The sequence below is a fragment of the Streptomyces sp. NPDC041124 genome, assembly GCF_055592385.1.
Genome location: NZ_JBVIYR010000001.1, coordinates 1 through 21,578 on the forward strand (window position 1 = coordinate 1; position 21,578 = coordinate 21,578).

At 71.3% G+C, this 21,578-nt stretch carries 18 protein-coding genes and 1 pseudogene; 12 read left to right on the top strand and 7 right to left on the bottom strand.

From position 1 onward, the window contains the following. The 3 genes from ACZ6A9_RS00005 to glgB all read left to right on the top strand — a co-directional run. The coding region (locus ACZ6A9_RS00005) for an alpha-glucosidase C-terminal domain-containing protein (protein WP_385059174.1) at nt 1–113 on the top strand (113 nt) is incomplete at its 5' end. 112 nt (nt 114–225) lie between these two features. Beyond that, nucleotides 226–1,644 carry a maltokinase N-terminal cap-like domain-containing protein gene (locus tag ACZ6A9_RS00010; protein ID WP_468975630.1) on the top strand — a complete coding sequence of 473 codons (1,419 nt, stop codon included), beginning with the start codon at nt 226–228 and terminating at the stop codon, nt 1,642–1,644. Nucleotides 1,645–2,056: 412 nt separating this feature from the next. After that, nucleotides 2,057–4,261 carry a 1,4-alpha-glucan branching enzyme gene (gene glgB, locus ACZ6A9_RS00015; RefSeq protein ID WP_468977877.1) on the top strand — a complete coding sequence of 735 codons (2,205 nt, stop codon included), beginning with the start codon at nt 2,057–2,059 and terminating at the stop codon, nt 4,259–4,261. Nucleotides 4,262–4,271: 10 nt separating this feature from the next. Here the strand turns inward: glgB and ACZ6A9_RS00020 are convergent, their stop codons facing one another. From ACZ6A9_RS00020 to ACZ6A9_RS00035, 4 genes are all read right to left on the bottom strand, one after another. Then, the gene (locus tag ACZ6A9_RS00020; RefSeq protein WP_468977879.1) at nt 4,272–6,503 is read right to left on the bottom strand and encodes a HelD family protein; all 2,232 of its coding nucleotides are present in this window, start codon (nt 6,501–6,503) and stop codon (nt 4,272–4,274) included. Nucleotides 6,504–6,681: 178 nt separating this feature from the next. After that, a complete protein-coding gene (locus ACZ6A9_RS00025; RefSeq protein WP_468975633.1) occupies nt 6,682–7,005 on the bottom strand; it encodes a thioredoxin family protein in 324 nt (107 codons plus the stop codon). Then, the gene (locus ACZ6A9_RS00030; protein ID WP_468975635.1) at nt 7,002–7,430 is read right to left on the bottom strand and encodes a MerR family transcriptional regulator; all 429 of its coding nucleotides are present in this window, start codon (nt 7,428–7,430) and stop codon (nt 7,002–7,004) included. Before ACZ6A9_RS00030 ends, ACZ6A9_RS00025 begins: the two co-directional genes overlap by 4 nt. A 206-nt stretch (nt 7,431–7,636) precedes the next feature. Next, on the bottom strand, nt 7,637–9,034 hold the full coding sequence (locus ACZ6A9_RS00035; protein WP_468975638.1) for a cation:dicarboxylate symporter family transporter: 1,398 nt from the start codon (nt 9,032–9,034) through the stop codon (nt 7,637–7,639). Between the two features lie 175 nt (nt 9,035–9,209). On the opposite strand from ACZ6A9_RS00035, the gene ACZ6A9_RS00040 reads away from it, so the two are divergent. Next, entirely contained in the window at nt 9,210–10,835 is a 1,626-nt protein-coding gene (locus ACZ6A9_RS00040; protein ID WP_468975641.1) for a sensor histidine kinase, read from the top strand. Further along, nucleotides 10,832–11,530, top strand: coding sequence for a response regulator (locus ACZ6A9_RS00045; protein WP_468975644.1), 699 nt, complete (start codon nt 10,832–10,834; stop codon nt 11,528–11,530). The genes ACZ6A9_RS00040 and ACZ6A9_RS00045 overlap by 4 nt, the downstream gene beginning before the upstream one ends. 79 nt (nt 11,531–11,609) lie before the next feature. Here the strand turns inward: ACZ6A9_RS00045 and ACZ6A9_RS00050 are convergent. After that, a pseudogene (locus tag ACZ6A9_RS00050) lies at nt 11,610–12,374 on the bottom strand (tetratricopeptide repeat protein); the annotation flags it as partial. Between ACZ6A9_RS00050 and ACZ6A9_RS00055 the strand changes: the two are divergent. Beyond that, nucleotides 12,367–13,962, top strand: a complete 1,596-nt coding sequence (locus ACZ6A9_RS00055) for a tetratricopeptide repeat protein (RefSeq protein WP_468975647.1) — start codon at nt 12,367–12,369, stop codon at nt 13,960–13,962. The pseudogene ACZ6A9_RS00050 and the gene ACZ6A9_RS00055 sit on opposite strands and share 8 nt — an antisense overlap. Before the next feature lie 40 nt (nt 13,963–14,002). Here the strand turns inward: ACZ6A9_RS00055 and ACZ6A9_RS00060 are convergent, their stop codons facing one another. Continuing rightward, nucleotides 14,003–14,239 carry a DUF7848 domain-containing protein gene (locus tag ACZ6A9_RS00060; protein ID WP_468977880.1) on the bottom strand — a complete coding sequence of 79 codons (237 nt, stop codon included), beginning with the start codon at nt 14,237–14,239 and terminating at the stop codon, nt 14,003–14,005. A gap of 793 nt (nt 14,240–15,032) precedes the next feature. Between ACZ6A9_RS00060 and ACZ6A9_RS00065 the strand changes: the two genes are divergently transcribed. From ACZ6A9_RS00065 to ACZ6A9_RS00080, 4 genes are all read left to right on the top strand, one after another. Continuing rightward, a complete protein-coding gene (locus ACZ6A9_RS00065; protein WP_383351533.1) occupies nt 15,033–15,770 on the top strand; it encodes an XRE family transcriptional regulator in 738 nt (245 codons plus the stop codon). A 5-nt stretch (nt 15,771–15,775) separates the two neighbouring features. After that, nucleotides 15,776–15,967 (top strand): hypothetical protein, encoded by a 192-nt coding sequence (locus ACZ6A9_RS00070; RefSeq protein ID WP_468975651.1) that lies wholly within the window; start codon nt 15,776–15,778, stop codon nt 15,965–15,967. Between the two features lie 118 nt (nt 15,968–16,085). Then, nucleotides 16,086–16,328 carry a hypothetical protein gene (locus tag ACZ6A9_RS00075; RefSeq protein ID WP_383351542.1) on the top strand — a complete coding sequence of 81 codons (243 nt, stop codon included), beginning with the start codon at nt 16,086–16,088 and terminating at the stop codon, nt 16,326–16,328. Next, nucleotides 16,325–16,771: a hypothetical protein gene (locus ACZ6A9_RS00080; RefSeq protein ID WP_468975654.1), complete on the top strand. Its 447-nt coding sequence runs from the start codon at nt 16,325–16,327 to the stop codon at nt 16,769–16,771. The genes ACZ6A9_RS00075 and ACZ6A9_RS00080 overlap by 4 nt, the downstream gene beginning before the upstream one ends. Nucleotides 16,772–16,992: 221 nt before the next feature. Here ACZ6A9_RS00080 and ACZ6A9_RS00085 read toward each other — a convergent pair whose 3' ends face one another. Continuing rightward, the gene (locus ACZ6A9_RS00085; RefSeq protein ID WP_468975656.1) at nt 16,993–18,018 is read right to left on the bottom strand and encodes an ATP-dependent 6-phosphofructokinase; all 1,026 of its coding nucleotides are present in this window, start codon (nt 18,016–18,018) and stop codon (nt 16,993–16,995) included. A 203-nt stretch (nt 18,019–18,221) separates the two neighbouring features. Between ACZ6A9_RS00085 and pta the strand changes: the two genes are divergently transcribed. Both pta and ACZ6A9_RS00095 read left to right on the top strand, forming a co-directional pair. After that, complete coding sequence (gene pta / locus ACZ6A9_RS00090; RefSeq protein ID WP_468975659.1) at nt 18,222–20,330, top strand: phosphate acetyltransferase; 2,109 nt, start codon at nt 18,222–18,224, stop codon at nt 20,328–20,330. Beyond that, nucleotides 20,327–21,538 carry an acetate kinase gene (locus tag ACZ6A9_RS00095; RefSeq protein ID WP_468975662.1) on the top strand — a complete coding sequence of 404 codons (1,212 nt, stop codon included), beginning with the start codon at nt 20,327–20,329 and terminating at the stop codon, nt 21,536–21,538. Before pta ends, ACZ6A9_RS00095 begins: the two co-directional genes overlap by 4 nt. The last annotated feature ends 40 nt before the right edge of the window (nt 21,539–21,578 follow it).

Consider the following 21,578-nt stretch of genomic DNA (forward strand, 5'->3'; position numbering starts at 1 on the left):
CCGTCGAACTGTTCGGCGGGGTGCGGTTCCCGGCCGTCGGCGAGCTGCCGTACCTGCTGACCCTCGGGGGCCACGGCTTCTACTGGTTCCGGCTCCGCAAGGACGCCGCGTAAATGCGGGGCGGGTCGGTTTTCACCGGCCCGCCCGGGGCACGCATCAGTAACACCCCGCCCACCGGCGGCGCCCCGTGCGGCGCGCCGAAAAGAGGGGAGAGGACGCGACGCCATGTCGGAAGCCGTCACACGCACCGTCACGACACCACCCGGCCTCCTTGCGTCACTGGATCCGCTGCTGAGGGAGTGGCTGCCGCGGCAGCGCTGGTTCGCGGGCAAAGGCAGGCCGGTCACCGGGTTCGCCCTGGTCGCGGCCACCGAGCTGCTGCCGCCCACCGCCAACCTGGGCCTGTACCACCTGCTGGTGCGCGCCCACCAGCCGCTCCAGCCGGGGCACACCGGGCAGGACCGGCCCGGCGACTGCTACCAGTTGCTGATAGGCGTGCGCGAGGCGCTGCCGCCCCGGCTCGCGCCCGCGCTGATCGGTCATGTGACGCGGGGCCCGCTGGCCGGACGGACGGTCTACGAGGCCCTGCACGACACCCGGCCCGCCGAACTGCTCCTGGAGGCCCTGCGCACCCAGGCCCGGATCGGCGGGCTTCGTTTCGAGCGCGACCCGCGCCAGGAGATCCGCTCCGGGCTGGTCCCGCGCCTGATGACGGCCGAGCAGTCGAATTCGTCGGTCGTCTACGGCGATACGTTCATCCTGAAACTGTTGCGCCGGATCGTGCCCGGGGTCAATCCCGACCTGGAGCTGCCGCTGGCGCTGGCCCGCGAGGGCTGTCCCCGGGTGCCCCCGCCGACGGCCTGGCTGGTCGCGGACCCCGACGAGCCGTCCGGCCGGCCGCCCGCGGCCCAACCGTACGTCCTGGGGGTGCTCCAGCCGTTCGTGCAGGGCGCGACGGACGGCTGGGAACTGGCGCTGCGGGAGCTGGCCAAGGGCGAGGACTTCATCGCCGAGGCGCGGGCGCTCGGCCGGGCCACCGCCGAGGTGCACACCGCGCTGGCCCGCGCGCTGCCCACGGTCACCCTGGGCCACGCCCAGATGCGCTCCCTGGTCGACGGCATGACCGAGCGGCTGGAGGCCGCCGTGCACGCGGTGCCCGCGCTGCGGCCGTACGCGGACGGGCTGCGCTCCGCGTACACGGCGCTGGACGACCTGGCCGCCGGGGGACGCGCCTGGACCGCGCAGCGGGTGCACGGCGACCTCCACCTCGGGCAGTGCCTGCGCTCCCCGGCCGGGGAGTGGTCGCTGATCGACTTCGAGGGCGAACCGGCCCGGCCGCTGGCGGAGCGGCGGATGCCGCAGCCGGCGGTGCGGGACGTCGCCGGCATGCTGCGGTCCTTCGACTACGCGGCCCGTTCGGCGGACCCGCCGCAGCCGGACTGGGCCACGCACTGCCGGGCGGCGTACTGCGCCGGGTACGCGGAGGCCGCGGGCCGTGATCCGCGCACCGAGCCGGTGCTGCTGCGCGCGTACGAGACCGACAAGGCGGTCTACGAGGCGGTCTACGAGGCCCGGCACCGCCCCGACTGGCTCCCCGTGCCGCTGGCCGCCGCGCACCGGCTGGCGTCGCCCGACCGGATCTGACCCCACTCCGACCTTCGCCCAGGAGGCTTCGCCCGTGACCCCCCGCCCCACGTCCAGCGGTTCGCATCCGGAGCAGCCGGCCGACCAGCGGCGCACCGAGCCACCGGCGCCCGCGCGGAAGAAGGCAGCCGTGAAGAAGGCCAGCGCGAAGAAGGTCCCCGCGAAGAAGACGGCCGCGGCGGCCAAGGCCACGGCCAAGAAGGCGGCGACCGAGAAGTCGGCGGTGAAGAAGGCCGCGGTGAAGAAGGCCGCGAAGAAGGCGGTGGAGAAGACCTCGGCCAAGACCTCGGCGAAGGGCGCGGGAAAGGAGGGCGCGGCGAAGACCGCAGGGAAGGCCGGAAAGAAGGCCCCGCAGGCGAGGACCCTGCGGGACACCACCGCCCCCTCGCCCGTCCCGCCCGTCCCGCCCGAGATGGATCTGGAGATCGCCGTCTCCCCCGCCCTGGACGCCGCCGACCGGGAGCGGCTGCTGGACGGCACCCACCACGCCCCGCACTCGCTGCTCGGCGCGCACCCGGTGCCCGGCGGGGTCGTCTTCCGGGCGTTCCGTCCCTACGCCCGGGCGGTGAGCGTCGTCTCCGGCGGTGTGACCGTCGAGCTGCACGACGACGGGGACGGCTTCTTCTCCGGACTGCTGCCGCTGCGCGAGGTACCGGCCTACCGGCTGCTCGTGACGTACGAGGGGACGGTGCAGGAGACGGAGGACGCCTACCGCTTCCTGCCCACGCTCGGTGAGCTCGATCTGCACCTGATCGGCGAGGGCCGCCACGAGGAGCTGTGGACGGTGCTCGGCGCGCACCCGATGACCCACCAGGGTGTCACGGGCACCCGGTTCTCGGTGTGGGCGCCGAACGCGCGCGGGGTGCGGGTGGCGGGCTCGTTCAACTTCTGGGACGGCACCGGCTTCCCCATGCGGTCGCTGGGCGCGACCGGGGTGTGGGAGCTGTTCGTGCCGGGCATCGGCGAGGGGGAGCTGTACAAGTTCGAGATCACCCGTCCCGACGGCTCGAAGACCCTGCGCGCCGATCCGCTGGCCCGCCGGACCGAGGTCCCGCCCGCCACCTCGTCCGTCATCACCTCCTCGGCGTACGAGTGGGGCGACGCCGAGTGGCTGGAGCGCAGGGCCGGCGTACCCGCCCACCGGGCGCCGTTGTCCGTCTACGAGGTGCACCTTCCCTCCTGGCGGCCGGGACTGACCTACCGCCGGCTCGCGGACCAGCTCCCCGCGTACGTGAAGGACCTCGGCTTCACGCACGTGGAGCTGATGCCGGTCGCCGAGCATCCCTTCGGCGGCTCCTGGGGCTACCAGGTCACCGGGTTCTACGCGCCCACCGCCCGCCTCGGCACCCCGGACGACTTCCGGTACCTGGTCGACGCCCTGCACCGGGCCGGCATCGGCGTGATCATGGACTGGGTGCCCGCGCACTTCCCGCGCGACGAGTGGGCGCTGGCCGAGTTCGACGGGCGCCCGCTGTACGAGCACGAGGACCCGCTGCGGGCCGCCCACCCCGACTGGGGAACCCTGGAGTTCGACTTCGGGCGGCGCGAGGTGCGCAACTTCCTCGTCGCCAACGCCCTCTACTGGTGCGAGGAGTTCCACATCGACGGGCTGCGCGTCGACGCGGTCGCCTCGATGCTCTACCTCGACTACTCGCGCGAGCCGGGCCAGTGGACGCCGAACGAGCACGGCGGCCGGGAGAACCTGGACGCGGTGGCGTTCCTCCAGGAGATGAACGCCACCCTGTACCGCAGGGTGCCGGGGGTCGTGACGATCGCGGAGGAGTCCACCGCCTGGGACGGCGTCACCCGGGCCACCCACCACCGGGGCCCCAGCGGTTTCGGGGGGCTGGGGTTCGGGCTGAAGTGGAACATGGGCTGGATGCACGACTCGCTCGAGTACATGAGCCACGAACCGGTCCACCGCCGCTACCACCACGGCGAGATGACGTTCTCGATGGTCTACGCCTACAGCGAGAACTACGTGCTGCCGATCTCCCACGACGAGGTGGTGCACGGCAAGGGGTCCCTGGTGTCGAAGATGCCCGGCGACTGGTGGCAGCAGCGCGCGAACCTGCGCGCCTACCTGGCCTTCATGTGGGCCCACCCCGGCAAACAACTCCTCTTCATGGGCCAGGAGTTCGCGCAGGGCGCGGAGTGGTCGGAGGTGCACGGCCCGGACTGGTGGCTGCTGGACCCGCACTACGGCGCCGAGGCAGACCACCGCGGGGTGCGCGACCTGGTGCGCGACCTCAACACCGTGTACGGGCAGACCCCGGCGCTCTGGCAGGGTGACACCGACCCGTCCGGTTTCCGGTGGGTGACCGGGGACGCGGCCGAGGACAACGTGTTCGCCTTCCTGCGGTACGACTCCGACGGCTCCCCCCTGCTCGACGTGTCGCACTTCGCGCCGGTGGTGCGGCAGGACTACCGGATCGGGGTCCCCGACGACGTGCCGGCCTGGCATGAGGTGGTGAACACCGACGCCGGGCGCTACGGGGGCGGTGACGTCACCACCCCCGACCCGGTCAAGCCGGAGCCGCAGGGGTGGCACGGTCACCCGGCGAGCATCCGGCTGACCCTGCCGCCCCTGGCGACGGTGTGGCTGCGCCCGGCCTGAGCGCCGCCGCTCAGTCCAGGGCGGCGGCCAGCGGCTCCGGCAGCGGCCCGGTGTGCAGGACGCCGAGCCGCTGCGTGGCACGGGTGAGCGCCACGTACAGGTCGCTGGTGCCGTAGCGGCCCGGTTCGACCACCAGGACCGAGTCGAACTCCAGCCCCTTGGCCTGGCGCGGGTCGAGCAGGACGACGTCGTGCGTCAGGTCCGGTTCGGCGCCGGCCGTCACCCCGTCCAGCCGGGCCGCCAGCGGGCGGTGCAGTTCGCGCGGGGCGATGACGGCGAGGCGGCCCTCGTCGGGGGTGAGTTCGGCGACGGCCTCGGCGACGGCGGCCGGCAGGTCGCCGGTGGCGCGGGCCCAGGGCCGTACACCCGTGGCGCGCACCGATCCGGGCGGCTCGAAGGCGGGGTGCCCGGCGCGCACGACCGCGGCGGCCACGTCCATGATCTCGGCAGGGGTGCGGTAGTTGACGCCCAGCCGGGTGTGCTCCCAGCGATCGGCGACGTACGGGGTGAGGATGTCCTCCCAGGAGCCGACGCCGCCCGCCTCCGAGGTCTGCGCCGGGTCGCCGACCAGGGTCATGGAGCGGGTGGGGCTGCGCCGCATCAGCAGCCGCCACGCCATCGGGGACAGTTCCTGCGCCTCGTCGACGATGATGTGCCCGAACGCCCAGGTGCGGTCGGCCGCGGCACGTTCGGCGGCACTGCGGTGGTCCTCCTCCTCGTGCCGCTCGGCGAAGCGTTCGGCGTCGATGATGTCGTGCGCGGACAGCACCTCCGAGGAGTCGGGGTCGTCGTCCTCCTTGTCCTCGAACTCGAAGGTCCGCGAGGCGTAGGAGACGTCGAGGACGCCCTGGGCGAAGGCGATCTGCGTCTGCCGCCGGCGTTCGGCCCGCTCCCGGGCGAGCCGGTCGTCCTCGCCGAGGAGCTCGGCGGCCTCGTCGAGCAGGGGCACGTCGGAGACGGTCCAGTGCCGGGTGACCGGGCGGCGGACCGCGGCGGCGTCCTCGTCGCAGAGGTACCCCTCGGGGGCGGCGAGGAAGTCGGCGACCAGGCGTTCGGGAGTGAGGCGCGGCCACAGCCGGTCGACGGCCGACCAGACCTCGGGGTTCTCGGCGAGTTCGTCGCGGATCTGGGTGATGTCACTGGGGTCGAGCAGGTTGGAGCCGTCATAGGGGTCGGTGCCGATGCGTTCGGCGACCATGTCGGTGAGCGCGTTGAGGACGTGGCCCTCGAAGTGCTCACGGGCCACGTTGTGCGGCAGCCCGGTGGCGCGGGTGCGCTCGCGGGCGACGTTGACCAGTCCGTCGTCGAGCAGGAGGACCTCGCGGTCGTGCTCGATCGCGATCACCGGGTCGGGCAGCGTCTGCCGGTCGCGTACGAGGTCGGCGAGGACGTCCGCCATGTCGGCGCGGCCCTTGACGGTGGCCGCCGCCGGGGTGTCCGTACGGGTGGTCCGCACCCCGGGGTACAGCTCGCCGACGGTCGCCAGGAGTACGCCGGTCTCGCCGAGGCTGGGCAGCACCTCGCCGATGTAGCCGAGGAACGCCGGGTTGGGGCCGACGATCAGGACGGCGCGGCGGGCCAGCAGCTCGCGGTGCTCGTAGAGGAGGTAGGCGGCGCGGTGCAGGGCGACGGCGGTCTTGCCCGTGCCGGGGCCGCCCTCGACGACCATGACCCCCCGGTGCGGGGCGCGGATGATGCGGTCCTGGTCGGCCTGGATGGTGCGCACGATGTCGCCCATGCGGCCGGTGCGCGCGGAGTCGAGGGCGGCGAGCAGGACGGCGTCGCCGGTGGGGTCCTCGTGGCCGGTGCGGGTCTCGTCACCGAGGTCGAGGATCTCGTCGTGCAGGGCGGTGACCCGCCGCCCCTCGGTGGCGATGTGGCGGCGGCGCCTCAGGCCCATCGTGGTGTGGCCGGTGGCCAGGTAGAACGGGCGGGCCACGTCGGCGCGCCAGTCGATGAGGACGGGCGTGCGCTCGGCGTCGTCGGCGCGCAGGCCGATGCGGCCGATGTGGTGGGTCGCGCCGGAGGCGAGGTCGATCCGGCCGAAGCAGAGGGAGCCGTCCACCGCGTTCAGCGCGGCGAGCAGCCCGGAGCGCTCGGCGACGAGGATGTCCCGCTCCAGCCTGGCCTGCCGGGGGGTGTGGCCCTGGGCGAGCGCGTCCGTGACGGAGTCCTCGGCGTCGCCGCGCAGGACGTCCACGCGTGCGTACAGTCCGTCGATGAATTCCTGTTCCTGCCGCAATTCATCGTCCGGAAATTCGGTGTTTGACAATTGCACTCCCGCCCGGATATACTGTGCTCACTGAACTTCACCGCGACTCGCCTTTCCGAAGTCGCGAATCAATGAATATACGCAGGGAAAACCCCCGAGCGCAATTGCCCGGGGGTTCCTTTGTGTCCGCCGACGACCGGTCCGCAGGTCAGAGCACGTCCGCCAGCTCCTCGAGCAGCCTCCGTTTGGGCCTCGTCCCCACCATCGAGCGCAGCGGCTCCCCGTCACGGAACACGATGAAGGTCGGCATCGACAGCACCTTGTACGCGTGGGTCGTGTCCGGATTGGCGTCCACGTTCACCTGCACCACCTTCAGCCGGCCCTCCTCCTCCGCCGCCAGCGCGCCCAGCACCGGCGCCATCTGCCGGCACGGCGGGCACCAGTCGGCCGTGAACTCCACCAGCACCGGCAGCCGCGACCCGATCACCTCCGTGGCGAAATCGGCATCACTCACTTCGGGTACATTCCTCACCGCGGTTCCCCTCCCAGTTCGCACGCCGGTTCCGGACCGCCCGGAACCGCTGCACCGGCCGCCAGTCCGCGCATCGCCGCCTCAGCCCGCGCCAGCTGGTGTCCCACCTCGGCCCGCACCGTCCGCAGCTCCCCGATGAGCGCGTCGAGCTCGTCGAGCTTGCGCCGGTAGACCTGGAGCGAGGCGGGACACGCGTCGCCCTCGGGGTGGCCGGCCCGCAGGCACTCCACGAAGGGCCGGGTCTCCTCCAGGTCGAACCCGAAGTCCTGGAGCGTGCGGATCTGCCGCAGCAGCTTCAGGTCGCCCTCGTCGTACGTCCGGTGGCCGTTGGCCGTCCGCCGCGCGGGCAGCAGCCCACGGGATTCGTAGTACCGCAGCGTCCGCGTGGTGGTCCCGGCCCGTGCGGCCAGCTCGCCGATTCGCATGCGTACGAACGTAGGCCTTGACGTCGGCGTCAGGGCAAGGGCGGCCGGAAGGCGGGAACGAACCGAGCGGCCGGGCCCACGGGGGTGGGAACCGGCCGCTCGGCGGTGGTGGAGGTCCCGGCAAGGGCAGGGGCCTCCAGGACCGGGCGGCTGGGCTACGGGGGAGTACCCGGCCGCCCGGAGTGTGCGGGGAGTGACACCGGCCGTCAGGCCTTGGCCAGCTCCTTCTCGCTGCTCCTGCCGGGCAGCTCGGCGCGGGGCTCCTCGGAGTCGCCGCCGCCGCCGTGGTCGTCCAGCAGCGTCGTCTCGTCGAAGGGCGCGCGGCCGGCGAGGACGTCGGCCACCCGGTCCTTGTCGATCTCCTTGGTCCAGGTGCCGATCAGCACCGTGGCGATGGCGTTGCCGGCGAAGTTGGTCAGCGCGCGCGCCTCGCTCATCAGGCGGTCGATGCCGACGATGAGGCCGATGCCGTCCACCAGGGCCGGCTTGTGCGACTGCAGTCCGCCGGCCAGCGTCGCGAGGCCGGCGCCGGAGACACCGGCGGCACCCTTGGAGGCGACCAGCAGGAAGAGCAGCAGCGGGATCTGCTCACCGACCGACATCGGCGTGCCCAGGGCGTCGGCGATGAACAGCGAGGCCATGGTCATGTAGATCATGGTGCCGTCGAGGTTGAAGGAGTAGCCGGTGGGCACGGTGATGCCGACGACCGGCTTGCTGACACCGAGGTGCTCCATCTTCGCGATGAGGCGCGGCAGCGCGGACTCCGAGGAGGAGGTCGACAGGATCAGCAGGAACTCGCGGCCCAGGTACTTGAACAGCGACAGGACGTTCAGCCCCGCGACGATCCGCAGCATCGCGCCGAGCACCACGAAGATGAACAGCACGCAGGTGATGTAGAAGCCGAGCATCAGCACCGCGAGGCTCTTCAGGGCGTCCACGCCCGAGGCACCGGTGACGGCGGCCATGGCGCCGAAGGCACCGATCGGGGCGGCCCACATGATCATGGCGAGGACCCGGAAGACGAGCCGCTGGATGTGCTCGATGCCGCGCAGGACCGGCTGGCCGGCCTTGCCCATGGCCTGCAGCGCGAAGCCGCACAGCAGGGCGATCAGCAGGGTCTGCAGGACCTCGCCCTGGGTGAAGGCGGACACGATCGTGGTCGGGATGATGCCGAGCAGGAAGTCGGTGGTGGACTTGGCCTCGGCGTCGACCTGGGCCTGGCCCGTCTCCTTGACCGCGTCGGTCACCGCGAGACCCGTACCCGGGTCCAGGATGTTGCCGACGACCAGGCCGATGCCGAGCGCGACGACCGACATCACCATGAAGTAGCCGAGGGCGATGCCGCCGACCGCGCCGACCTTGGCGGCCTTCCGCACCGACCCGATGCCCAGCACGATGGTGCAGAAGATGATCGGCGAGATCATCATCTTGATCAGGTTCACGAACCCGGTGCCGATCGGCTTCAGCTCGACCGCGAAATCGGGAGCGATCAGACCGACGGTGATTCCGAGGGCGACCGCGACGATCACCGCGATGTAGAGATAGTGCGTGCGGTCCCGCTTGGCTTTGGGTGCGGCAGGTGCCGGAGCGGCAGTGCTGGTCACGGCGGCCCTCCTTGACGTCTTCGTCGGCATCACCGGCGTGCGGCTCACGTCCGGGGGATGGGGGGTCAGGGCCCGTCCGGCCCTGGGGGAACGCCGTGACTATGCCGCGCCCTGTGAGTGCGGTCACCCTTCCGTTCATTTAGTTCATCGCGGAACCGCGAGGCAGACTGTCGGGATGCGCCCCACCCTCCCCCTGCCCCGCTCCCTCGCGGGCCAGCTCTTCGCCATGCAGGCCGTGCTCATCGCGGTCGTCGTGGCCGGGTACGCGCTGTTCAGCTACGTCAGCGACCGCGGCCAGGCCGAGGATGCGGCGGGCCGCCAGGCCACCTCGGTGGCCCTGTCGGTCGCCGACTCCCCGTCCGTGCGGGAGGCGATCCGTACGCCCGACCCGTCGGCGGAGCTCCAGCCGTACGCGCTGGCCGTGGTGCGCGACGCCGACGTCGACTTCGTGACGATCATGGACCCGCGGGGCATCCGCTGGACGCATCCCGACCCGGCCCAGATCGGCCTGGCCTTCCGGGGCCACACCGCCCCGGCGCTGGAGGGCCGCACCTTCACCGAGACCTACACCGGCACCCTCGGTCCCTCGGTCCGCGCGGTCACCCCGGTCCTGGACGGCGAGCGGATCGTCGGGCTGGTCAGCGCCGGCATACGGGTCGAGGAGATCAGCCAGCGCGTCCAGGAGCAGCTCACCGCGCTGCTCGGCGTCGCGGCCGGCGCCCTCGCACTCGGCGCGGTCGGCACGTACGTCATCAACGCCCGGCTGCGGCGTCACACCCACGGAATGAACGCGACCGAGCTCAGCCACATGCACGACTACCATCAGGCCGCGCTGCACGCCGTGCGCGAGGGGCTGCTGATGCTGGACGGGCAGTACAGGGTGGCGCTGATCAACGACGGCGGCCGGGAGCTGCTGGGCGTGGACCAGGAGGAGGACGTGGTGAGCAGGCCGGTCACGGAGCTGGACCTTCCGGCGCCGCTGACGGGTGCGCTGCTCGCCTCGGAGCCCCGGGTGGACGAGGTGCACCTGACGGCGGACCGGGTGCTGGTGGTGAACACCTCGCCGGTCACCGGAGGCCAGCGGCGCGGCACGGTGGTGACCCTGAGGGACGTGACCGAGCTGCAGTCACTGATGGGTGAGCTGGACTCCGAGCGCGGTTTCACCCAGGCTCTGCGGTCGCAGGCGCACGAGGCGGCGAACCGGCTGCACACCGTGGTCTCGCTGATCGAGCTGGGCCGGGCCGAGGAGGCCGTGGACTTCGCGACGGCCGAGCTGGAGCTGGCGCAGGCGCTCACCGACCAGGTGGTGGCCGCGGTGAGCGAGCCGGTGCTCGCGGCGCTGCTGCTGGGCAAGACGGCCCAGGCCAACGAGCGGGGCGTGGAGCTCGTGGTGTCGCCCGACAGCCGTCTGGACGACGGTCTGCTGCCGGACTCCCTGCCCGCCCGGGACCTGGTGACCATCCTCGGCAACCTGATCGACAACGCCGTGGACGCGGCACAGGGCGGGGTGCGGCCCCGGGTGACGGTGACGGCGCTGACCGCGGACCCCTCGCGGCTGATCCTGCGGGTGTCCGACACCGGCCCCGGGGTGGACCCGGAGCGGGCGGAGGAGGTCTTCCGGCGCGGCTTCACCACCAAGCCGTCCGGCCCCGGCGGGCGGGGCCTGGGCCTGGCGCTCGTCCGGCAGGCGGTGACGCGGCACGGCGGGGCGCTGTCGGTGGCCTCCGGGGAGGAGGGCGGCGCGGTGTTCGAGGTGCGGCTGCCGCTCGGCAGGGCCGCGGCCGCGGGAGGTGCCGTATGACCGCGGGGCAGCCCATCAGGGTGCTGGTCGTCGAGGACGACCCGGTCGCCGCCGACGCCCATGTGATGTACGTCGGCCGGGTGCCCGGGTTCGTCGCGGTCGGCAAGGCGCACACCGGCGCGGAGGCCCGCCGGGCTCTGGAGCGCACCCCCGTCGACCTGCTCCTGCTCGACCTGCACCTGCCCGACGTGCACGGCCTCCAGCTGGCCCGCTCCCTGCGGGCGGCGGGCCACCACGCCGACGTGATCGCGGTGACCTCCGCCCGGGACCTCGCGGTGGTGCGCGAGGGGGTGTCGCTCGGGGTGGTGCAGTACGTGCTGAAACCGTTCACGTTCGCGACCCTGCGGGACCGGCTGCTGCGGTACGCCGAGTTCCACGCGGCGGTGGGCGAGGCCAGCGGGCAGGACGAGGTGGACAGGGCGCTGGCGGCCCTGCGCGCCCCCGGTCCCGCCGCGCTGCCGAAGGGACTGAGCGCACCGACGCTGGAGCGGGTGACGGGGGCACTGCGGGAGGTCGAGGACGGGCTGACCGCGGCGGGGGTCTCCGAGGCGGTGGGGATCTCCCGGATCACGGCCCGGCGGTACCTGGAGCACCTGGTGGAAGCGGGGAGGGCCGGGCGGGCTCCGGTTTACGGGCAGGTGGGGCGGCCGGAGTTGGTGTATCGGTGGGTTCGGGGAGTCGAGAAGGGGCGTTAGGGGGCGGGGTGTCCAGGACGGCGGCGCGGGTGCGGGCTTCGGCGGCTTCGGTGGGGGCGTTGGCGCGGGTGTAGGCGTTGGCGGACTGGAGGTAGGCGGTGCGGGCCTCGACGGGGCGGCGAGCAGCCCCATGAGCGGCGGCCAGGTTGCTGAGGGTCTGCCCCTCGCCGTACCAGTCATCGAATCCCCGGCGGCACTTCAGGGACCTGCCGTACGCCTTGATCGCCTTCTCCACCCGGCCCGCCTTGTGCAGGGCGAGGCCGAGGTTGTGCCATACGATGGCTTCCTCGTGGCGATCTCCGGTGACCTTGTACAGGTTACGGGCCCGGGTGAGGGCGTCGATCGCCTCTTTCACCCGACCCACCTCGTGCAAGGCGAGGCCGAGGTTGTTCAACGCCCTGGCTTCGCGGTGGTAATCTCCGGCAGTCTGAGACAGGTCACGAGCCCAGGTGAGGACGTCGATCGCCTCCTCCACCCGGCCTGCCTCGCGCAGCGCGTTGCCGAGGTTGTTCCACACAATGGCCTCGTCGTGGCGATCTCCAGTGGCCTGGTACAGGTCACGGGCCCGGGTGAGGGCGTCGATCGCCTTCCTCGCCTGGCCCGCCTCACGTAGAGCGTTGCCGAGGTGGTCCCACGCGATGGCCTCGCTCAGCCGGTCTCCAGCAAGGCGGGCGGCTTCACGCGCCGCCTCCGCGACGGCGATCAAGTCGTCAAAGTACCGCCGCCAGGCCAGATACTCCCCCAGACACTGGGCCAGCCGCACCGCCACGCCCGCGAACCGCTCCTCCCGCCCCCCCCAGTACCTGCCCCTCCTGCACGGCACGGACCACCACCGGGTGCTCATCACCTCCCGGGACCGCCCCGACGCCCTCCCGGTACGCCTGATCGACCTGGAAACGCTCGCCCCGGACGACTCCGTCGCCCTCGTGGCCCATGCCCTGCGCGACACCGACGAACGGGACGACCGCCCGGCGCGTGAACCCGACGCACTGCGCGAACTGGCCGATCTCTGTGGTCATCTGCCCCTGGCCCTCCAGATCGCGGCGGGCATGCTGCGTCGGCGTCGCCATAGGGGCATCGCTTCTCTGGTGGCCGAGATCCGGGAGACCGGGGACGCGACCACCGTCCTCGACCACGGCAGTCCCGGAACCGACCTGTACGGACGCTCACTTGTCCTGCGCCCTGTTCTGGAGACCTCCTACCGCCGACTGCCACCCGACCATGCCCGGCTGCTGCGCCTGCTCTGCCTCGCGCCGGGCGCGGAGACCGGCACGGAGGCGATCGCCGCTCTCGCCGACCTCGACACCAGTTCCGTGTTGTCACTGCTGGAGGATCTGGCTGCCCGGGGGCTCGTCAAGCCAGTGGGTGCTGGCAACGGGACGGCTTCCGCCATGCGGTGGCGGTTGCATGACTTGGTGCGGGTGTTCGGGGCGGGTGTGGCGGCGGGGGATGCGAGGTTGTGGGAGGAGGGGGAAGCTGCGAGGGAGCGGGTGCTGGAGTTCTACGCGCAGTGGGCGGCTGCGGCCGATGACCGGTTGCGGTGGCTGCCGGGAAAGCCGGTGCCGGAACGGTTCGGGGGCCGGAGGGAAGCATTGACGTGGCTGGACGCGGAGCGTGCGGTTCTGGTCGCAGCGGTGGGGTGGGGGCGGGAGGAGCGGTTCGCGGACACGGCAATGCGGCTGGCCGAGCGCCTGGGGGAGTACCTGGACTGGCGGCGGTACTTCGATGACCTGATCGCCGTTGCGAAAGCTGCACTCGATGCAGCATTGCTTTCCGGGGACCAACTGAACGAGGCCAACGCGTGGAACAGCCTCGGCAACGCCCTGCTGGTGGCGGGCCGGGCGGAGGAGGCGATCGACGCCCACAGCCAGGCCCGCTACCAGTACCAAGCCACCGGAGAACTCCACGACGAGGCTATAACGTGGGGCAACCTCGGCAACGCCCTGCGCGCTGCGGGCCGGGCGGAGGAGGCGATCGACGCCCACGCCTGGGCCCGGGACCTGTACCAGGCCGTCGGAGACCGCCACCGCGAGGGCATGGCGTGGAACAACCTCGGCAACGCCCTGCAGGAGGCGGGCCGGACCAGGGAGGCGATCGACGCCCACACCCGGGCCCGCGACCGGTTGCAAGCCGCCGGAGACCGCCACGGCGAGGGTCGGGCCTGGCACAACCTCGGTAACGCTCTGCGAGCTGCGGGCCGGGTGGAGGAGACGATCGAGGCTTACGGCAAGGGTCTGGAGATCTTCAGGGAGTTCGAGGACTGGTACGGCGAGGGACAGACCCTTCGCAACCTGGCCCACGTTTACAGGACCATCCACCGCCCCGTCGACGCCCGCGCCGCCTACCTCCAGGCCGCCGACGCCTACACCCGCGCCAACGCCCTCGCCGAAGCCGCCCAAGCCCGCGCCTGGGCAGCCGAACAACCGGAATGACTCCCCACCCGAGCCCACCCCCGCGTACCTCCGGGTGTACTCAGGCGTCAAGCTCCCGGTAAGGGTTGCCCTCCGCCGGAGTCACCCGCCAATAGGTCTCGACCATGGCCTTGAACTGCCGATGGGCCGGATTCAGACCCGTGTGTTTCAGCACCCAGACCTCCACTGGCTCAGAAGAGTCGTCCGACGCCGGCGCCTCTGCCCCGCACGCCGTGCACAGGGCGGAACAGACGGCCTGCGGGGCACCCTCGCCGGTTTCCGGACAGCGCCCATTCAGCCGCTTCGATGATCGAGCGCGTCACAGTTCCCCCCGACTCCGCCTGTTCACTTCCGTCACTTGGGCGCGCAGCCTCGCATCCGTCCTCGCCCGGCAACGCGGGCAGGCACAGGGCGGAAACCTGTCGAAGAGTTCCGGTACATCGGCAGGCTTGACGGTCCGCAACGGCCGGATCTGAGTACGGACGCCTGTCCTCGGGTTGATCCGGTAGACCTCGATCGTCATCGTCACCGGGCATCACCCCAGGAATTCACCCAGGGTCCCGCCCATGCCTGAGCGTCCGTGCGGCCGGTCCTGGCCGAAACGCCCAGATGTGCCACGTAGGGCCGGACAAGTACGCCCGCCGGCGCCCAGGCTTCCTCCGCCTCCCAGTCACGGAGCGACTGCGCCCGCGTCTGCGGTGGCGTCGGGCGCCCTTTCATGTGGAGCCGATGCACGGTGACCAGTCGAGCACCCAACACACATGGGAAGAGAGGGAATTGCACCCTCCGGGGCGCCGCGGAGGCCACTGCGCGTCGGCTGTGCCTGCCGGAAGTACGCGGTCCGAACAGGATCGCTCTCAGCCAGTCGAGCAACTGCGTGATAAGCATGGGTCGTCGACGCTCCTCGTAAGCGTTGGCCATGCCCCGGGGCCGTTCGCGCGGTCGCCGGGGTCCTTGCGTCTCGTCATGCTGACGCGCCCTCAAGGAGCTTTCGGGGCAGTTATGGATACATCTGAGACGTTTCAGCGGTAGCGTGGAATAACGCCCAAACGTCCTCGGGGGAAGTCTTGAACAGCGCACTGAGAGCGGCTATGCAGTCGGCCAATCTGTCGCCCAGGCAGTTAGCGGTACGGGTGGGCGTTTCCGGCAAGACCGTGGAACGGTGGGTGGCGGACGCCGAACTGATCCCGCACGCCAGGAACCGGGAAGACGCCTGCGAGGCTCTGGGAGTTGACGAAGAGATGCTGTGGCCGAAAGCAGTGAAGGACCGGATCAAGTCCGGCGGGGACCGCGAGATCATCCATTCCTACCCGTACCGGTCCTCCTGTCCGTCGACGGTCTGGGCCGAACTCGTCGAGAAGTCCACGACGGACATCCTCTTCGCGGGGTACACGAACTACTTCCTCTGGATCGACCAGCCCGCGTTCGTGTCGACCCTGCGCCGGAAACTCGACAGCGGGTGCCGCGTGCGTTTCCTGCTGGGCGACCCCGACGGTGAGACGACGCGCGACCGCGAGCAGATCGAAGACGTGGCCCTCACCGTTTCCACGCGCATCCGGATCACGCTTGAGCACCTGGACAAACTCGGTGCGCACGAGGGCCTGGAAGCACGTTTCTCCGCGGCGGGCGACGCGACCAGTCACGTCTCGCTGTCGGTCTTCCGTTTCGACGACGAGGCGCTTGTCACGCCCCACCTGGCCCGACTGGTCGGGCACGACTCACCTCTGCTGCACCTGCGGAAGTTCGGCGGTACCGGCATGTTCGCCCGGTTCGCCGAACATGCCGAAGAGTTGTGGTCAAAGGGAGTGCCGACAGGCCCTCGAGCCTAGCCGCCATGAACGACATCACCTGGGAAGACCCCTTCTGCGCCGAGGGCAACAACTGCTTCCGCATAGGCACCGACCCCCGAGGCAACGCCTACATCGCCGTCGCCGGCCAGGAGGACCACTACCTCACCGACTCCCGCGAAGCCCTCCGCACCCTCATCCGCGACATCAAGGCAGGCAAGGCAGACCACCTGCTCTGACCACCGCCCCTACGGCAGCACCCCGGGACGAAACGGCACCACCCCTGCCACACGCCGCTCCTCTCGCCCCGAAAGTTCGCAAGAGGAATTTTCCTACCAGCGGTGCTACGTTTCAGGCATGAGCTCTCACGCCGTCTCCCCCACACCGGAGCGGGCTGGTAAGCGGTCCGTCTCCCTGCCGCAGTCGTTGATAAAGGAGGTCGAGGTTCGGACCGGGAAGTCCGGGTTCTCGGCCGTCGTCTCCGAGGCGCTGGAGCAGTGGCTTGCCATGGCCAAGCTGCGCGAGGCCGTCGAGGCCGACGAGCGCGAGTTCGGGCCGGTCAGCGACGAGGCGATGAGGCGGGCGGAATCCGAGTGGTGAGCAAACGTCTCAAGGCCAGGGTGCAGGCCGGAGGCACTCTCGTGCTGGACCCCCAGGGCCTGTTCCTGTATGTCGACGGTGACGACGGGATGCGAGCCCGGATCAAGTCCGCCGAGCAGAACGGTCGCAGGGTGGCGCTGTCCGCTCTCACGCCGCTCGAGGTGCGGCGCTCGGGGCAGCAGGGCAAGCGCCTCGCGTTCCTGTTGTCCCGGTTGGACACCAGGGCCGTCGACGACAGCGTCCTCGAGACGGCCGGCCGCCTCCTGGACGCGACCGGCCTGGACGGTCACGAATGTCTGGTAGACGCCGTCGTCGTGGCCACCGCGGCACTGTGCACACCGCCCGTCCGCCTTGTGACGTCCGACAGATCACACATACCGAAGCTGTGTGCCGCCGCCCTGGACCTGCCGGGACAGCCCTCGATCGGCGTCATCACGGTGTGAGTGAGCGCAGGTGGCCCCCACCACTGAACGGGACACTGTCGACGAATCCCACCACCGTTCGGTGATGGGAGCGTTTCTCCCGTCGAAACACCGTATGAGCGGCGTCACGCCTGGAGAAACGCTCCCATCATGCTGCTGGCGCGGGGGACTGAGCGGCCGTCCGACGGGTTCGCCGACGGCATCCGCTCGACGGGGCGGGGCCGCCCCTCGGGCGGTACCGCCTAGAAGACCGACTCCGCCTCGTCCATCCGGTCGCCCGGGACGGTCTTCAGCTCGGTGACCGCCTCCGCGAGCGGCACCATCACGATGTCCGTGCCGCGCAGCGCGGTCATGTTCCCGAACTCGCCCCGGTGCGCCGCCTCCACCGCGTGCCAGCCGAAGCGGGTGGCCAGGACGCGGTCGTACGCCGTCGGCACGCCGCCGCGCTGGACGTGGCCGAGGATGACCGGCTTGGCCTCCTTGCCGAGGCGGCGCTCCAGTTCGTACGCCAGCGCCGTGCCGATGCCCAGGAAGCGCTCGTGGCCGAACTTGTCGATCTCGCCCTTGCCGTAGTCCATGGTGCCGTCGGCCGGGTGGGCGCCCTCGGCGACGCAGATCACCGCGAACTTCTTGCCGCGGGCGAAGCGTTCCTCGACCATCTTCACCAACTGGGCAGGGTCGAAGGGGCGTTCGGGCAGGCAGATGCCGTGGGCGCCGGCGGCCATGCCGGACTCCAGGGCGATCCAGCCCGCGTGCCGGCCCATGACCTCGACGACCATCACGCGCTGGTGGGACTCGGCGGTGGTCTTCAGGCGGTCCATCGCCTCGGTGGCGACGCCGACGGCGGTGTCGAAGCCGAAGGTGCGGTCGGTGGAGGAGATGTCGTTGTCGATCGTCTTCGGGACGCCGACCACCGGCAGGCCCGCCTCGGACAGCATGTGCGCGGCCGTCAGCGTGCCCTCGCCGCCGATCGGGATCAGCGCGTCGATGCCGAAGTCGCGGATCATGTCCGAGGCGTTCTCGCAGGCCTCGCGCAGCCGGTCGCGCTCCAGCCGGGAGGAGCCCAGTATGGTCCCGCCCCGGGCCAGGATGCCGCTGACCGCGTCGAGGTCGAGGGCGCGGTAGCGGCCGTCGAGCAGGCCCGAGTAGCCGTCCTCGAAGCCGATGACCTCGTCGCCGTAGTTGTCGATCGCGCGATGCACGACCGACCGGATCACTGCGTTCAGGCCGGGGCAGTCGCCGCCTGCGGTGAGAACTCCGATACGCATCGCGCTGTGTCTCCTGGTCCGTGTCGATACCGGGTGAGCCAGTCCCGATTGTTTCATGCCCCCCAGCGCGACGCCGACGCCGGACAGGCGGGCGTCCTAGCCAGCGCCAAGGGTATTGTCAAGAGGGATCTGCTCACCTCTGTGGGCGATTTTTGTGGCCTTGACGTTGACTCTTGCGGCCCCCGACGAAACGGAGAGCACGCGTGACCCGCAGCGTGTACGTGACCGGCATCGACCGCGGCGACGGCCGTCAGGTCGTCGAACTCGGGGTCATGGAGCTCCTGACCCGGCAGGTCGACCGGGTGGGCGTGTTCCGTCCCCTGGTGCACGACGGCCCGGACCGCCTCTTCGAACTGCTGCGGGCCCGCTACCGGCTCACCCAGGACCCGGCGACCGTCTACGGCCTCGACTACCACGAGGCGTCCGCCCTCCAGGCGGAGCAGGGCACGGACGAACTCGTCTCCACCCTCGTCGACCGGTTCCACCGGGTCGCCCGCGACTACGACGTCGTCCTCGTCCTGGGCACCGACTACGCCGACACGCAGTTCCCCGACGAACTGGCGCTGAACGCGCGGCTCGCCAACGAGTTCGGCGCCTCGGTGATCGGCGTCGTGGGCGGGCGCAGGCAGACCGCCGAGTCGGTGCGCGCCGAGACCCGCAACGCCTACCGCGCCTACGCCACCCTGGGCTGCGACGTGCTCGCCATGGCCGTCAACCGGGTCGCCCGCGAGGACCGCGACGAGATCGCCGAGCGGCTCGCCAACCGGCTTCCGGTGCCCTGCTACGTGTTCCCCGACGAGCCGGCGCTCTCCGCCCCGACCGTCTCGCAGATCGCGCACACCCTCGGCGCGAAGGTGGTGCTCGGCGACGACTCCGGGCTCGCCCGCGACGCGCTCGACTTCGTCTTCGGCGGTGCGACGCTGCCGAACTTCCTCGCCGCGCTCTCCCCCGGCTGCCTGGTGGTCACCCCGGGCGACCGCGCCGACCTGGTCATCGGCGCGCTGGCCGCGCACAGCTCCGGCACCCCGCCGATAGCGGGGGTGCTGCTCACCCTGGACGAGGTGCCCGGCGAGCACGTCCTCACCCTCGCCGACCGGCTCGCCCCCGGCACCCCGGTGCTCTCCGTGCCGGGCACCAGCTTCCCCACCGCGGAGCAGCTCTTCTCCCTGGAGGGCAAGCTGAACGCGGCCACCCCGCGCAAGGCGGAGCGGGCACTGGGCCTCTTCGAGCGGTACGCCGACACCGCGGAGCTCACCCAGCGGGTCTCCGCGCCCAGCAGCGACCGCGTCACCCCGATGATGTTCGAGCACAAGCTGCTCGAACAGGCCCGCTCCGACCTGCGCCGGGTCGTGCTCCCCGAGGGCACCGAGGAGCGGGTGCTGCACGCGGCGGAGGTGCTGCTGCGCCGGGGGGTGTGCGAGCTGACCCTGCTCGGCGACGTCGACCAGATCCGCAAGAAGGCCGCCGACCTCGGCGTCGACCTCGGCGACACCCAGCTCATCGACCCGGCGACCTCTCCCCTGCGGGACTCCTTCGCCGAGCAGTACGCGGCGCTGCGCGCCCACCGGGGCGTCACCGTGGAGCTGGCCTACGACGTCGTCTCCGACGTCAACTACTTCGGCACCCTGATGGTGCAGGAGGGCCTCGCCGACGGCATGGTGTCGGGTTCGGTGCACTCGACGGCCGCGACGATCCGGCCCGCCTTCGAGATCATCAAGACGCGGGAGGACGCGGGGATCGTCTCCTCGGTCTTCTTCATGTGCCTGGCCGACAAGGTCCTCGTCTACGGCGACTGCGCGGTCAACCCCGACCCGGACGCCGAGCAGCTCGCCGACATCGCCGTGCAGTCGGCGGTCACCGCCGCGCGGTTCGGGGTGGAGCCGCGGATCGCGATGCTGTCGTACTCCACGGGCACCTCCGGCTCCGGCGCCGACGTCGACAAGGTCCGCACCGCCACCGAACTGGTGCGCTCGCGCCGGCCCGATCTGCGGATCGAGGGGCCGATCCAGTACGACGCGGCCGTGGAGCCGTCGGTCGCGGCGACCAAGCTGCCGGGCTCGGAGGTCGCCGGTCTGGCGACCGTGCTGATCTTCCCCGACCTGAACACCGGCAACAACACCTACAAGGCCGTGCAGCGCTCGGCCGGGGCGATCGCCGTCGGCCCGGTGCTCCAGGGTCTGCGCAAGCCGGTCAACGACCTGTCCCGGGGCGCCCTGGTCCAGGACATCGTCAACACCGTCGCCATCACGGCGATCCAGGCCCAGTCACCGGTCACGTCCCCGGCCCCGAGCGAGAAGGCAGCCGCCCAGTGAGCCCCTCCCGTGTCCTCGTCCTCAACTCCGGCTCCTCGTCGGTGAAGTACCAGCTGCTGGACATGGGTGACAGCAGCCGGCTGGCCACCGGGCTGATCGAGCGCATCGGCGAGCGGACCTCCCTGGTGCGGCACACCCCGCTCGCGCCGGGCGGGGAGCCCCGGGAGCGGACCGGCCCGGTCGCCGACCACGAGGCCGCCCTGAAGGCGATGGCGGAGGAGCTGGCCTCCGACGGCCTGGGCCTGGACTCCCCCGAGCTGGCCGCGATCGGCCACCGGGTGGTGCACGGCGGGATGCACTTCACCGAGCCGACGGTGATCGACGACCGGGTGCTGGCCGAGATCGAGCGGCTGATCCCCGTGGCGCCGCTGCACAACCCGGCCAACCTCACCGGCATCCGCACGGCCATGACGCTGCGCCCCGACCTGCCGCAGGTCGCCGTCTTCGACACCTCCTTCCACACCACGATGCCGGAGTCGGCCGCCCGGTACGCGATCGACGTGAAGACCGCCGACGAGCACCGCGTCCGCCGCTACGGCTTCCACGGCACCTCGCACGCCTACGTCTCCCGGGAGACCGCGAGGCTGCTGGGGAAGGCGCCCGGGGAGGTCAACGTCATCGTGCTGCACCTGGGCAACGGGGCGTCCGCCTCGGCCGTGCGCGGCGGGCGCTGCGTGGACACCTCCATGGGGCTGACGCCCTTGGAGGGGCTGGTGATGGGTACGCGGTCCGGAGACATGGACCCGGCCGTCATCTTCCATCTGATGCGCGTCGGCGGAATGTCCGCCGACGAGATCGACACTCTCCTCAACAAGAGGAGCGGTCTGGTCGGGCTGTGCGGTGACAACGACATGAGGGAGATCCGGCGCCGGATCGACGAGGGCGACGAACAGGCGAAGCTCGCGTTCGACATCTACATTCACCGTCTGAGGAAGTACATCGGTGCCTATTACGCCGTTCTCGGGCGGGTGGACGCGGTCGCCTTCACCGCCGGGGTGGGCGAGAACGCGGCGCCGGTGCGGGAGGCGGCCGTGGCGGGCCTGGAGGGCATGGGCCTGGCGGTCGACGCCGGGCGCAACGCCGGGCGCGGCGGCGGGGCCCGGCTGATCTCGCCCGAGGGCGCGCGGGTGGCGGTGGCGGTGGTGCCGACGGACGAGGAAATGGAGATCGCACAGCAGACCTACGCACTGGTCGGAAAGGACAACTGAGCAGGGACTTTCTCATTTGTATCTTCCGCCAGACGGAATA

What these genes read in the sequence shown, in the direction of transcription:
- ACZ6A9_RS00010 (WP_468975630.1), top strand. Translation starts at nt 226, where the DNA reads ATGTCGGAAGCCGTCACACGCACCGTCACGACACCACCCGGCCTCCTT.
- glgB (WP_468977877.1), top strand. Translation starts at nt 2,057, where the DNA reads ATGGATCTGGAGATCGCCGTCTCCCCCGCCCTGGACGCCGCCGACCGG.
- ACZ6A9_RS00030 (WP_468975635.1), bottom strand. Translation starts at nt 7,430, where the DNA reads ATGCGAATCGGCGAGCTGGCCGCACGGGCCGGGACCACCACGCGGACG.
- ACZ6A9_RS00040 (WP_468975641.1), top strand. Translation starts at nt 9,210, where the DNA reads ATGCGCCCCACCCTCCCCCTGCCCCGCTCCCTCGCGGGCCAGCTCTTC.
- ACZ6A9_RS00045 (WP_468975644.1), top strand. Translation starts at nt 10,832, where the DNA reads ATGACCGCGGGGCAGCCCATCAGGGTGCTGGTCGTCGAGGACGACCCG.
- ACZ6A9_RS00065 (WP_383351533.1), top strand. Translation starts at nt 15,033, where the DNA reads ATGCAGTCGGCCAATCTGTCGCCCAGGCAGTTAGCGGTACGGGTGGGC.
- ACZ6A9_RS00070 (WP_468975651.1), top strand. Translation starts at nt 15,776, where the DNA reads ATGAACGACATCACCTGGGAAGACCCCTTCTGCGCCGAGGGCAACAAC.
- ACZ6A9_RS00075 (WP_383351542.1), top strand. Translation starts at nt 16,086, where the DNA reads ATGAGCTCTCACGCCGTCTCCCCCACACCGGAGCGGGCTGGTAAGCGG.
- ACZ6A9_RS00085 (WP_468975656.1), bottom strand. Translation starts at nt 18,018, where the DNA reads ATGCGTATCGGAGTTCTCACCGCAGGCGGCGACTGCCCCGGCCTGAAC.